Annotated in this window: 11 protein-coding genes and 1 pseudogene; 9 read left to right on the top strand and 3 right to left on the bottom strand. The window is 48.4% G+C overall.

Annotated elements, in window-relative coordinates; translation table 11 throughout:
• Positions 1 to 95: 95 nt before the first annotated feature.
• From FGT79_RS07055 to FGT79_RS07045, 3 genes are read left to right on the top strand one after another with little or no spacing between them, the layout of a single operon-like run.
• Positions 96 to 1,223: a glycosyltransferase family 4 protein gene (locus tag FGT79_RS07055; protein WP_138752010.1), complete on the top strand. Its 1,128-nt coding sequence runs from the start codon at positions 96 to 98 to the stop codon at positions 1,221 to 1,223.
• A gap of 34 nt (positions 1,224 to 1,257) precedes the next feature.
• A complete protein-coding gene (locus tag FGT79_RS07050; protein ID WP_138752009.1) occupies positions 1,258 to 2,544 on the top strand; it encodes a metallophosphoesterase family protein in 1,287 nt (428 codons plus the stop codon).
• Between the two features lie 47 nt (positions 2,545 to 2,591).
• Complete coding sequence (locus tag FGT79_RS07045) at positions 2,592 to 5,828, top strand: AAA family ATPase (protein ID WP_138752008.1); 3,237 nt, start codon at positions 2,592 to 2,594, stop codon at positions 5,826 to 5,828.
• Between the two features lie 34 nt (positions 5,829 to 5,862).
• On the opposite strand, the gene FGT79_RS07040 is transcribed toward FGT79_RS07045, so the two are convergent.
• Positions 5,863 to 6,903, bottom strand: a complete 1,041-nt coding sequence (locus tag FGT79_RS07040; RefSeq protein WP_138752007.1) for a YkvI family membrane protein — start codon at positions 6,901 to 6,903, stop codon at positions 5,863 to 5,865.
• A 115-nt stretch (positions 6,904 to 7,018) separates the two neighbouring features.
• Between FGT79_RS07040 and FGT79_RS07035 the strand changes: the two genes are divergently transcribed.
• Positions 7,019 to 8,311 (top strand): ArsB/NhaD family transporter, encoded by a 1,293-nt coding sequence (locus tag FGT79_RS07035; RefSeq protein ID WP_138752006.1) that lies wholly within the window; start codon positions 7,019 to 7,021, stop codon positions 8,309 to 8,311.
• A 5-nt stretch (positions 8,312 to 8,316) separates the two neighbouring features.
• On the opposite strand, the gene FGT79_RS07030 is transcribed toward FGT79_RS07035, so the two are convergent.
• Positions 8,317 to 9,021 (bottom strand): hypothetical protein, encoded by a 705-nt coding sequence (locus FGT79_RS07030; RefSeq protein ID WP_138752005.1) that lies wholly within the window; start codon positions 9,019 to 9,021, stop codon positions 8,317 to 8,319.
• A gap of 287 nt (positions 9,022 to 9,308) precedes the next feature.
• Between FGT79_RS07030 and FGT79_RS07025 the strand changes: the two genes are divergently transcribed.
• The 5 genes from FGT79_RS07025 to FGT79_RS07005 all read left to right on the top strand — a co-directional run bounded on the left by FGT79_RS07025 (position 9,309) and on the right by FGT79_RS07005 (position 12,692).
• Positions 9,309 to 9,878 (top strand): xanthine phosphoribosyltransferase, encoded by a 570-nt coding sequence (locus FGT79_RS07025; RefSeq protein ID WP_138752004.1) that lies wholly within the window; start codon positions 9,309 to 9,311, stop codon positions 9,876 to 9,878.
• A gap of 82 nt (positions 9,879 to 9,960) precedes the next feature.
• Complete coding sequence (locus FGT79_RS07020) at positions 9,961 to 10,281, top strand: hypothetical protein (RefSeq protein WP_138752003.1); 321 nt, start codon at positions 9,961 to 9,963, stop codon at positions 10,279 to 10,281.
• A 130-nt stretch (positions 10,282 to 10,411) separates the two neighbouring features.
• Positions 10,412 to 10,636: a hypothetical protein gene (locus tag FGT79_RS07015; RefSeq protein ID WP_138752002.1), complete on the top strand. Its 225-nt coding sequence runs from the start codon at positions 10,412 to 10,414 to the stop codon at positions 10,634 to 10,636.
• A 444-nt stretch (positions 10,637 to 11,080) separates the two neighbouring features.
• Positions 11,081 to 11,575, top strand: a complete 495-nt coding sequence (locus FGT79_RS07010; protein ID WP_138752001.1) for a hypothetical protein — start codon at positions 11,081 to 11,083, stop codon at positions 11,573 to 11,575.
• A 139-nt stretch (positions 11,576 to 11,714) separates the two neighbouring features.
• Positions 11,715 to 12,692, top strand: a complete 978-nt coding sequence (locus tag FGT79_RS07005) for an NERD domain-containing protein (protein ID WP_138752000.1) — start codon at positions 11,715 to 11,717, stop codon at positions 12,690 to 12,692.
• 202 nt (positions 12,693 to 12,894) lie between these two features.
• Here FGT79_RS07005 and FGT79_RS32515 read toward each other — a convergent pair.
• A pseudogene (locus FGT79_RS32515) lies at positions 12,895 to 12,993 on the bottom strand (hypothetical protein); the annotation flags it as partial.
• Between the last annotated feature and the right edge of the window lie 115 nt (positions 12,994 to 13,108).

The following is a 13,108-nucleotide window of genomic DNA, read 5'->3' as shown; positions in this document are numbered from 1 at the left end:
AGCTTTACAGAAACATATGTTCTAATATATCATATTTTACGGCGTACGAATAGTTGGATATTGGTTTGAGGATCGACCTCGAAAGGATGAGACACATGAATATATTACAAGCGTTGTTTTTCCCACCGGAGCAGCCGGGCGGAGTTTCTTCCATGATCCCGTATATTCAAGATCGTTTTATTAAGCTGGGCTGGCAAATGGAGCTTTTCTCGCTGCCTAAGCGTGTACGCAGCAAAGGGCAGGAGGAGGTCGAGTTCGAGACCTTCGACCATACCGTATACAGCGGAAATATAATGGTAGACAAATATATACAAACCTATAAGGATTACGTATGGTGGACCAAAATGCGCATTAAGAAGCCATACGATATTATACATGCCCATCATCCGATTGCAGCTCTTGTCATGAAGCAGCTGTTTCCAGAAACACCGCTTGCTGTAACGATTCACTCGAGCTATGAGCGCGAGCTGATTCTGAACGGAAGAATCAAAGAGGGCGGACCTGAGCACCAGTTTCTAATGAGCATCTACGGTGAGCTGGAGGCGAAGGCCGATCATATGCTAACGGTATCGGAGTCGTTCCGCACCTATATTGCTCCCCACATTAAACATCCTGAGAAAATTAAGGTCATTCCAAACGGGTTTGACGAAAAACGGTTTAAGCCGATTTCACACGAGAATGCCGTTACTCAGCTCATTACCGTATGCAGGCTTGTACCTGCCAAGGGGCTTGATGTACTGCTGCATGCCTGTGCAGAATTGAAGCGCAAAGGCCACCCATTCGTTCTCCATATCATTGGCGATGGTCCGATACGTGAGGAGCTCGAGGCGCTGGCAGTTGAGCTGGATTTGTACGATGATATTATTTTTTATGGCTATATGCTCCATCCAGAGGAATTCATGCCATTCTTTGACGTATTTGTTCTGCCCTCGCGTGCTGAAGCCTTCGGCTCGGTGTTCGCAGAAGCGGCTCTATGCTGGCTGGCTCTTGTCGGTACGAATGTGGGCGGCATTGCTGAGCAAATTGAAGATGGCGTGAACGGTCTGCTCGTGCCTCCCGAGAATCCGGAAGCGCTCGCCGAGGCGCTGGAGAAGGTGGTCACAGATCCTTCTTATCGCTACCACTTAGCTAGAGCTGGCTCTGAGAAGGCTAAGAGAGTGTATTCCTTATCACGTGTCATCGCGCAGCTCAAAAAAGTGTACATTCACATGAAGCCGGAGTAACGGCTCATTCTACTGGAATAGGTGGGGTCGGAAGATGTCTGTACCGTTTCGTTTCCTTCATGCCGCCGACTTGCATTTGGATAGCCCCTTCCGGGGGCTTGCCAAAGCACCGGCTGCAGTAAAAGAGGCTCTAATGGATTCAACCTTTGCAGCACTGCGGGAGCTGACGCAAGTCGCGATTCAGAGTCAAGTCGATTTCATCGTACTAGCTGGCGATTTGTTCGATGAGGCGGATCGTTCGCTCCGCGCACAGCTCATGCTTCTGAAAGAGTGGGCAACACTTGAGGAGCATGGGATTGCCGTCTACGTTATTCATGGGAACCATGATCCTCTGAGCGGAGCAAGAGCAGAGCTCAAGCTGCCGTCCAATGTTTATATATTCGCAGCGAACAAGATGGAATATCGGCCGGCTTATCGTAGAAACGGTGAGCTGGCTGCCTTTGTTTACGGTAGATCCTACGGTACGCGAATCGTTACGGAGAACATGGCTGCTGCCTATCGAATCGAGCCGGAGGCTCCGTTCCATATTGCACTGCTGCATGGCAATGTAGATGGAAACGGCAGCCACGATCCTTATGCCCCGTGTGAGCTTCAGGAGCTTATTGGCGGGAAAGGCTTTGATTATTGGGCGCTGGGTCATATTCATCATCGACGTGTGCTGCATGAGTATCCGCATGTCGTGTACGCAGGAAATATACAGGGTAGAAATCCTCGTGAAACGGGTGCTAAGGGCTGTTTTATCATTGATGTAACGGAAGCCAAGGCTGTGGAGCTTGCATTCGTGCCGCTCGACAGTGTGAGATGGATGGAGCGCAGCATCTCCATCGCAGGAATCCGCACGGAGCAGGAACTGCTGCTGCAGCTTGAAGCGGAGCTGGATCAAGCGCTGGAGTATTCGGAAGGCAGAATGGTCATGCTGCGGCTAGTGATTAACGGTCGTGGACAGCTACATCAAAAGCTGACAGAGACGGCTGCCATCGGGGCGCTGCTAGAGCAATTGCAAGAGGGAAGGGCATTGTCTGTAGAGGAACCGTGGGTCTATGTTTATGGATTAGAGCTCCGAACTGGTGCTGAGCTTAACACGGAGGAGCTGTTAGCTGAGGACAGTTTCTCTGGCGAGCTGTACCGGATGAGCGCAGAGCTGTCAGAAGATAAACAGAAATGGCAGTCGTTCGCAAAGGAAGCAGTTGGCGGCATGGCGAGTCATGCGAAACTTGGAAGATTGCTGCGGAGCGAATGGGAGGAGCTTCCAAACCGCTGGCTGGAGCAGGCGAGAGAGCTGACGCTGGGCCTGCTGCAAGATGATGAGCGGGATAGCTGAACACCTAGGAGAAGCTGCACCGACTATCGACAGGAGGAGACACGGGTATGAAGCTATTGAAAGCTGAAATAGACGGGTTCGGACAGCTATATGGCAAACAAGTTTCACTCGATGCGCCGATTATTGTTGTATATGGACCAAATGAAGCTGGCAAAAGTACATTGTTCGGCTTCATTCGCTCGCTCCTATTCGGCTTCGCAAGAAGGACGCTGCCAAACGAGCGGCAGGAGCCGGTGAACGGGGGGAAACACGGCGGCCGACTGATTGTTCGGGGTACTGATGAGGCTGTATATATGATGGAGCGTTATGCGGTGGATGCTGCTGGCAAAGTAAAGCTGCGAAGGATAGCTGGCATAGATGGTTCAGATGAAACTCATCAGGAAAACGCAGTGCTAACTCAAGCTGAGTGGGAACGCGTTTATCTCGGAGGTGTGAGCGAGAAGCTATATAGGCAGTTATTCGCCATTACGCTGACGGAGCTGCAGGAGGTAGGGGCGTTATCTGGCGACGAGCTGGGACGTTACTTACATCAAGCAGGCTGGGATAACGGAAAAACAATTGCAGCCGCAGAGAAACGAATCGCACAGGAGATGGACCAGCTATTCAAGCCGCGCGGAACGGTTCAACAAATGAATCAGCAGTTGAAATCGCTTGAGCAGCTCGATATGGAGATGCGCAAGCGGCAGGATGCGATTCTCTCCTTTAATGCACTCACGATGGAAGCAGCCAGTACCGATGAGCGGCTTAACGGGCTTGAGCAGGAGCAGCCTGAGAAAGAGGCTCGTCTGATGCTGCTTAGCAAAGCGGTAACGTCGAGGCATTTATGGCTGCGGAAGCAGCAGCTGCTGTTTGAACGAGAAACAGTTGCTTATGCCGTTTCGATCACGGCGCATGAAGAGAAGAGCTGGGAGGAGCTGCTAAGACGCAGAGCTGCTCTTGCAGAGGAAGGCGAGAAGCAGAGACAAAAGGCGCTGCTGCTGGAGCTTCAGCTTGATACCACCGTGTATGATGAAGGGATTATTCGGTTAGCCGAGGAAACAGAGGCGATGCTTCAAGCATCGGAGAGCATACGTCTATTGAAGGAAACCGCTCCTGCTGTTGCGGCAGAGCTCAGCGAGCATGACGAGATGATTGCACGGCTGGTCAGCAGCATTGCGCCAGAGTGGACGGAGCGTCAGCTTCGGGAGCTTCATGTGACGGTTGCCGATCGTGATGATGTGCGAAACGAGAGACAGCAGGAGCTTGATTATACGCGGACGGATGAACGGATTGCGGCGGAGCTTGAGACGCTGAAGCAGCAGGAGCAGGAAGCGTCAATGGCGCTTGAAGAGGCGAGGTTAGCCGCCTCGCAGGATGTGCAGCGGCGAGAGCAGCTTAGCGGCAGCACCGGATTTGCGGTGCTGCCGCTAGCGCGAGATGCGCTGAAGGGGGCGTGGAACGCCCTGGACAGCGCGCTCCGCGAGTGGGAGCTCGAGCGGGCGCGCTCAGCCGGAGGCGCCGCTTCCGCAAGCGGCAGCGCTGCGGGCGGCAGGACGGCGGCAGCAGGGCGGGGCGGAGCCGCCCTGCTGTGGGCTGCAGCGGCAGGAGCGGGCGGAGCCGCGCTGGCGCTTGGGGCTGCCGCGCTCGCCGGGACTGGCGGCGGAGCGGGAATAGCTGCGCTGGCGCTGGCAGGTGCGGCGCTTGCGCTTGCTGTCGCTGCGCTGTTGCGGAAGCAGGGCGCAAGCGGGCGCGGTAGCCGATCATCCCGATCGAGTAGCAGTGATCTAAGGTCATTAAGTGAGCTGGAGCAGCGTGTGCAGCAGAGGCTTGCAGCCCTCGTGGCGAAGCCGCAGGAAGCGGCTGCGGCACTGCTTGCAGCCACGCCTTTCAGCTCGCCAGAGCATCTGCTCGCGGCAGAGCAAGCACGTACGCAGCTGCGCGCTGCCGTGGAAGAGAGCCTTGAGGCGCTGCTGCAAAGCGAGCGCCTCGACAGCAACTGCAGCGAGCTCGCCCGCCGCTTAGAGCGGCTGCGCGCGCACGCTGCGAGCCGCAGCGAGGCAGCCGCCGCCGCTGCGCAGAGCCGTCAAGCCGCCGCCCGGCAATGGGCCGGCTGGCTTGCAGCACGCTCGCTGCCGGCGGGGATGTCGCCGACAGCAGCGCTCGAAGCGTTCGAGCTTGCCGAGCAAGCCTTGCAGCGGCTGCAGCAATATGACCGCTTGACGGCGAGGCAAGCCGCCGCGGACAAGCAGCTTGCCGCATTCGCTGCGCAAGCGGCAGAGCTTTGCGGGCATCACGCAGAAGCGAAGGAGCAGCTCGCAGCTGATCCTGTGCTCGCACTGCGGCTGCTGCATGCCGAAATTCGTCGGCATGTGGCAGCCAGGCAAGAGGCGCGCGGCATAAAGGCGCGCCAAAATGAGCTGCATATTGCGCTGACAGCTGCAGAAGCGCAGCTTCAAGAAACCGCAGCTCAGATCGAGCTGCAGCTTGCCCAAGCGGGACTGTCGAACCAAGCGGAATATGAGCTGGCAATTGAGCATCGCCGCTCTCTACAAGAGCTTGAGCTCGAATTGTCAAGGCTTACGCTTGAGCTTACGGCAGGCATGTCTGATGATCGAGTTGCTGAGCTGGACAAGCTTTATGGGGCACATGACGAAGCGGAATTGCAGGCGCTGCTGTCCGATTCGAAAGTGGAAATTGCAGAGCTTACAAGACGCAGAAGCGAGCTTCTTGAGCAGAGGGGAAGACTGAGACAATTACTTGATCAGCTTCTTCGCGAGGACGAGCATCAGAGGCTGCTCTCCGAGAGAGAGATGACGGCTGCGAGCCTTGAGAAGGACGCGGAGCGTTATGCCGTGCTTGCAGTAAGCGCCGCGTTAATCGCTCAAACGAAACGTATTTATGAGGAAGAACGCCAGCCGGTTGTGCTGCGCAAAGCTTCTGATTTTATCGCTAAGCTGACCGAAGGCAAATATGTGCGGATACTGACGACACCAGGAGAGCCGGGTATTAGACTGGAATCTTCTGATCGGAGGATCATGGACAGCGGGATGCTGAGCAGGGGAACCGCAGAGCAGGTATATTTGGCTATGCGTCTTGCCTTGGCAGAGGAAGCAACACGCGAAGCTAAGCTTCCACTTATGCTCGATGATGTATTCGTTAACTTTGACCGTGAGAGACTGCTTGCAATCAGCCGCTTGCTTGCACAGCTGTCAGACGAACGTCAAATCATCATTATGACTTGTCATGAGCATGTTCGTGATGCCATCCTGCAAAACTGCAGCGATGCCCTACTCGTTCGCATGTAAACGAGGAAGGCATCGCTGTTTCGTAGCTGTAAGCCTACCTTGCTGATACACGCTTGCGAATGATGAGAATGAGCCAGCCGAAGCTAATGAGTCCGAATAGCGGATAAAGCGTTGAGAGAAGCATGCCGAAGCCGATTTGGCTGGCTACATAGCAGATTGCGAGAATAAGCAGGACGATTAAGCTCCTTGCCCATTTGAGCCGCTCTTGAAGCTGCAGAGTGAGCCCGTAGATGTCGGCAATGAGCGTGGTGAAAATTTCTGCGAAAATAATAAAAATATAAATAAATTGTACGCTAGGGCCGAGCTGACGAGCGATCCCGCCCATCGGGATGGCGAACTGCTGAATACCTGGCATATGCACGGATAGAGCAATATGTCCGGCAAGCAGCATAAAGCCGATGCCGATGCCGCCTACCCATGAGCCGGCTATGATTACCTTGCGATCGTTAATTTCAGCACCAAGCGGTACGAGCACCGCTTGTGACATGGAAAGGTTGAAGGCGGTATACAGAAAGGGCGAAGCCCATGCAGCCCAGATGGAATGATCACTCGCCAGCGTGATGAACTTGTCCGCGCCGGGAGTTCGGAAGGTATCGATCATAATAAGAACGGTAAAGAGCAGCATGATCGGAACCACGATCGCATTAACCGTCAAGATCGCATTCATTCCTTTGCGAAGCAAGAAATAACAGGCTGCTATCGTAATCAACAGACCGGACTGGTAAGAGATATTCCAATGCTCATAGAAGATCGTCCCTGCTCCTGCGAGCATAACGGCTGTAACACCTAGAAGAACGACGAGCATGAAATGGCTGATTATGCGCCCATATTTGTCACCGAATAACGCTTTGTTCAAATCTTCATACGATTTTGCCTTGATCTGGCTGGAAATAAGCATCATCTTGGTACCCAGCCAAATAAAGAGAACAGTAGTCAAAGCAATAGTGATAGAACCCCAATATCCGAACCTTGTGAAAAATTGTAAAATTTCTTGTCCGGTGGCAAAGCCTGCTCCTACGATTGTCCCCATGTAGGTGGAGGCGATTTGCAGCACCTTTCCTGTACGTTTCCACATCGTCTACCGTCCTCCGTTCGATGACCTCTTCTATTAAGAAGGTATGTAAGGCGAGGGACAGGCATGACTTATTTCAAAATTTTACGCTGCAAGGCTTGCAGTTGGGAGCACGATCATGTCTTTGTTAATCACGATTATTGTATTTATTGCAGCATTAACATTCATATTAATAAAGCCTAAGGGAATCAATGAGGCTTTTATCGCACTTGCAGGAGCTGCGCTCCTCTTCGCTGCCCAGCTGTTGAAGCCAGAGGATGCCGCCTACATTTGGGGCTTTGTATGGAATGCAACGTTTTCGCTGATTGGCATTATGCTGTTTACGTCATTGCTTGATTATAATGGTTTTTTTCGGTGGGCAGCCCTGCATATCGTCCACCGATTTCATCATCGACAGCTGTCGCTTTTCATCAGCTTGTCCTTGATGGCGGCACTCATTACCGTGTTTTTCAATAATGACGGGACTGTTCTCATTATGGTGCCTATTGTACTTGAAGTAACCGCATTGCTGAAGCTGTCTCGTAGCGAAAGACTGACGTTTCTAGTCGGGGTAGGCTTCATGGCTGATACAGCGAGCGCACCGCTAATGATGAGCAATCTAACGAACATTTTAACTGCTGATTTCTTCGATATATCCTTTAGCGAGTATGCTTCCCGCATGCTGCTGCCAGGATTAATCGCAATTGCGGCCACAGTCCTTGTATCAGTTATTTATTTCTGGGAGCCGATTAGGAAGGAAACGTCAAAAAGGCTGGCGCCGAATCTATTTCCTGATCCGTCAACAGCTATAGCTGACAAGCGATTGTTCTGGTTGTCTTGGCTCAACATCCTGCTTATGATAATCGGATATCTTGGCTCGGAGAGGATTGGCATTCCTGTTGCAGCGATTGCCCTTGGCTGCGCGGCGATCCAATGGATAGCCTCTGCATTAGCAGGCCGCGCACCTTTCAAAGAAACAGTATTGCGTGCACCTTGGTTAATCATTGTATTCGCATTATCGATGAATTTGATCGTCTATAGTCTTCATGTACATGGAGCAACAGCGTGGTTTCCGGAGGTTATTGAGCGTGCAGCGGAAAAAAACGAGATGGTCGGCATATTTGGATCAGGAATATTATTTGCGCTGCTTGCAGCAGCCATTAACAATTTGCCGGCTGTATTGATCTCATCTCTGGCTATCGAGCAGGTGAATGGCCCAGGTTATTTGCCTTACGCGAGCTTGCTCGGTACTTCAATTGGTGCAAAACTTACGCCTCTCGGGTCATTAGCTACCTTGCTGTGGATGCAGCTTGTCGCACAGGGCGGTATAAGAATCAGCTGGCGTGAGTATATGAAATACGGATTAATCCTTACTTTGCCAATATTGCTGCTCGCTTTATTTGGGCTGTGGCTGCTTGATTGGACAGAATAAGCAGGTTAGCTAAGGGCGAGCAGCTTAATGGATACAATCTCATTATGAACAGGATCGATATCTAGCTTGAGAAGCGAGTTCTTGGCTTCGTATGTAAGTAGATAGGCGGTTTGTTTACTCGGTTTGCCAAGTGCACGCAGCGCTCTCTCTGGATTGTCGCCAATCTGCAAACCACTAAGCCCTGCTGCAATGCTTGTGCCAAACACTTCAATGAATTGAACCGATTGATACGGGTTGATGCCGATTGCAAAACCTTCATATTCAAGGACGGTGATCGGCTCGCTTTCCTCGTCCAGCTTGTAGCTGTCTACTGGATTGCCGAACAGCTTCGTAACTGTAGAATCATGAGTCCCAATCGCAATGCCTTTAAGCAGTGGTTTATCGGCCTGCCATTCTGCATCCTCGCTTTCGGTTTTCACTGAAGCTTTGCTATCTTTCTCAGGACGAACGGTTGAGGTTTCAGCGCTTGAATCAGTGCTTGTATCTACGGCACTCAGCTTGGGCTCATCTGTGTTTGGCTCATTGTCTGCAGCCTCTGAATAAGTTTTCTGAGGCGAGTCATTCTGTTCACTATGAATAGATATCATGCTCGTTTCCGTTGCAGTAGGTTCTGGAGGCGCTGCATTCTGGCAGCCGGCTAGTACGATAATAAGTGCGGTGGCTGGTGCAAGTAACGCAGCATTTGTCGAATTTCTGAGATTAAAGTTCAAAGTATGAGCTCCTTTCCTGCATAACATGATAATCGGTATTTGTATGCTTTATTATAAGTGGATTTTGTAAGGACAATTTGCTTGAAGAGAGATCACATTAAAAAGTCGTTACTATATTAGACGTCATTCAGGTGGAAAAAGTTGCTCTTTTTTACCGAGGATTTGAAGTTATTCCTGTGAAATACTCCCGTTCAATCGGCATTTATGTATAAGCCTAATGTTAGGTTGCGCTTCTTGCCTGACCTATGGTACGTTATCAAAAAGGATTTTGGTGGAGGTAATGAAAGATGGAGAGTTTAAAAAAACGCATATTAGCAGAATCATCCGTATTATCGAGTAATGTACTGCGGATGGATGCTTTGATCAACCACCAGGTCGACCCTAAATTGACAATGGAAATGGGACAAGAATTTGCAAGACGCTTCGCGGAGGAAACGATCACAAAGGTCATCACCGTGGAATCCTCAGGCATTCCAGCAGCGTATGCAACAGCATTTACGCTAGGCGTGCCGCTCGTATTTGCTCGTCGGAAGAAAACGTTGATCGCTGACCCGGATGCTTATCTAGAGCGCGTACCTTCCTTCACGAAAGGGATGGTTACTGATATTATGGTATCCAAGCAGTTTCTAACGGCTGATGATCGGGTATTATTTATTGATGACATTATCGCAAACGGCGATGCTGCTCGTGGATTAATCAAAATTATTCAGCGCTCAGGCGCTGCATTAATCGGTCTTGGCGTCGTAGTTGAGAAGTCATTCCAAGCTGGAGGCAGAACACTTAGAGAGCAGGGAATTCGTGTGGAGCCGCTCGTCCGCATTTCATCGCTTGATAACGGTGAAATTCAATTTGAGTAGAATGTTCCAGTACAAATGCTCTTTTCCCATCCGGCATTATCGCTTATAATGATACAGAAGTGATTGAGGGGAGGCACAAGTTATGGGGGAAATGTCTGCAGAGTTTATGTATACGAAGTTAAGTGGCGCTAAAGTCCACTTTGAGCGTGCACTAGATTGTAAACATACGGAATTTGATGATTTGTATCCTTATATGATTGAGCATCCGCAGTTTTTCTGGTACAAGCGCTATGTGGCATGGTCGGAGCTATTAACGATCGTGAAGCTATGCGACGAGTTGTCTATTGAATGGCGGGAACAGTTTACTGACCGTCAGAGCGAATATATTGGCAAACGCGTAATGTCATCGCGAGTGCTTGATGAATGGTACGAGACCAATGATGCCAAAGAGCATGCCGGTTAGACGACATGCGGTTTCGGTGAACGGAACGTTCCGTTTATAGGTGAAAGATAACCTCAATGGTATGCGTAAGCATACATTGGGGTTTTTCATTAGATGGGAAGACGCGAATTGTATGGAAGGAGGAATAGGCATGATAAGCGAGGAGCAGCTGGATAAATTTCGAGTCAGCGGTGAAACGATCAGAGTGGTTAGAGATGCGATAGAAGCGAATGATGTACACGGCATCGTCGTCGCTTGGGATGATACTTCTGTGGTTATTCGTCGTCCTAGCCGGCGCGTTGTGAAGCTTAGCCGGTCGCACAGCTATGCACCAGTGGCAGATGAACGTATTAATCTGTTTGAGGAGTCTACATAGAATGGTGCAAGGAACAAGTCTCAGCCGGTTTAACGGTTGAGGCTTATTTCTACTTCAAATATAGGAAAACCTATTGTTAGGATACACATTCTCTCTATTTCTAGGAATGGAATGCTCCGTCCCTCCAGAGGACGACAATAGCCGTTACACGCTGACGTTCGGAAATAGTAGAATGAACAATAGATTCAAGTTCCGATGATCTTTCGAATACATGGCAGAGTTAAGTTGAAAGATCCCGCGTCATCCATGAGGCAATATTTGATTAACATGAGGAAGCGTAAGGCTTATCTGTGCATGCGCGGGACGTCGATACTCTGCCTGCATTTCTTCGGATGTTCCATATCATGGTATAATTACATGTACAATGGATGAAGGTGAATGACTGGGACAGCAGCGGGTACTCAATGAATCTGACTGGATAAGCTAGCATGTGGAGGGATTCGTATGATGCGCAAAATGGTTCTTCTTACATTACTTTTTACAATGATGGTTAACAGCGGCTATCTATTCCCTACTAAGGTTTTTGCTTGCAGCTGTATGGAGTTATCGATAGAGGAGAAAGTGGATATCGCTAGTACGATATTCAAGGGAACCTTAGTGAGTAAGGATACGCAAGGGGAAAATCAGTTCCGCATCGATAAGGTCTGGAAGGGAGATCCGGCTGAAGGCTATGTTTTTAGCGGAATTTTCGGTATGTGCGGGACGGAATTTGAAGAAGGAAATGATTATTTAGTGTATACATCGACTTCTAAAGGCGTTGAGTCTACTTCGATCTGCAGCGGAAATAAATTGATTGCTGATGCAGGCGAGGATATTCAAGCTTTAGATCGTTTATTCGATCCTAGTTCGAAAATGAGGTATACACCGTTTTTACTTTTCACCTTTGTCGTTGCAGGTGCGGTTTTATGGATGGTTATTTATAAGCGTAAGAAAACGTAATCGACATCATTCAGGCGACTTCTGGAATCTGTAAGACCAATTCAATCTCTCATATGGTATAATCTTACTATCAATAAAGTCTAAAAACCCTACTAATGATCTATTCTTTTACATATTACACACTCAAGGAGAATCATAAATGTCGATATTTAATTTGCTATTTGGTCAAAAGCGAACCATACAAAGTCCTACATTTATTAAGGATTTCTCAAAGGAAAATCATCACCTTTCTGCTCTCACAGAATTGCTTGCTAATGTTGAGGATGCTGAAAAGAAGGATAATATTGAAAAGGATATTAGGCTGCTTGCATATGGGCTTGATGGTGAAAACAATGTTTATTTCGAATTAAAACACTCGTTTTTACCTGTGCTTTGTCTTCATGATGTTAGATTGGAATATGGTGATTATGTTGCACAACTTGATTTTGTGATTATTTCAAATAAGTTTATATGTATTCTAGAAACCAAGAAATTAAGTGGCAATATCTCAATAGACGCTGACGGTAACTTTATTAGAACTATCAAGAACCGATATGGAAAGGAATATAAAGAAGGCATATACAGTCCTGTCACTCAGAATGCAAGACATGTAGATATTTTGAAACTTGTTCTCTCTAAGGAATTGAATATAAATAACATGCCGATTATCTCACTTATTGTGATGGCAAACCCTAAAACCATAATTAAGAAATACAAATGTCCGGCAGATATAGAAAAATCTCTTATTAAATATGATCAGATAAAATCAACTTTAGATAGATATCAAAATGATAAAACGAATGAATACGATCTTGCAGAGAAAGAAATGCACGCTATTGCTAATTTACTTGTAAAGCTAAATACTCCAATTGAAATGAATTTTATTGGTAAGTATCAGCTTTCGGAAGTAAACATGCAAAGAAAAGATGAAGTATTGCTTCGCGAACAACTGACAGCGTTCAGGTTAAAGACCTCTAGGGAAGAAAAAGTAAAAGCATATTTGATTTTTAATAATATTGAAATGGAAGATATTATAGCTAAATATCCCATGACAGAAGAAGAACTGCTAGAAGTAAAGGGATTTGGGAAGGTGAAAGTGGGGAAGTATGGCAAGGAGATTATAAGTATATTTAATTAACGCATTACGAGTGGAAAAGTGCAAAGGTTAATCAGGACAGATGAACAGGAGTTTCACGTGACTTGATTTGTAGGTTTCATCAAACAATAAATTTTAAAAGCGACTGTTCACCTTTGTTTTGAACTGCTCCCTGTCAAGTGGACAGTGAAAAAAACGGTTTGGTCTATCCTTCAGTTCAAGTACAAAGAACTGGGGATTATTTTCATAAAGCAATTCGGCGATACTCATGGGGAGACAAGCCGTTAAGTCGTTCCGTATATCGGTAGTATTTGTAGTATCGGATATAATTCCGTACATCTTCAAGAACTTCGTCGTAGGCATCGACTCACACGAGACATACTCGTAGTAAAAGCGTATGTCATCTTCAAACGATTGTATTCATGCGAGGTGAACTGGAAACCTCTTTACTTGAAATT

The organism is Paenibacillus sinopodophylli (assembly GCF_005930355.1).
In the GTDB taxonomy this organism is placed as follows: Bacteria; Bacillota; Bacilli; order Paenibacillales; family Paenibacillaceae; genus Pristimantibacillus; species Pristimantibacillus sinopodophylli.
The sequence above is the reverse complement of the archived record's forward strand: the minus strand, read 5'-3'. Positions and strand labels throughout refer to the sequence as shown.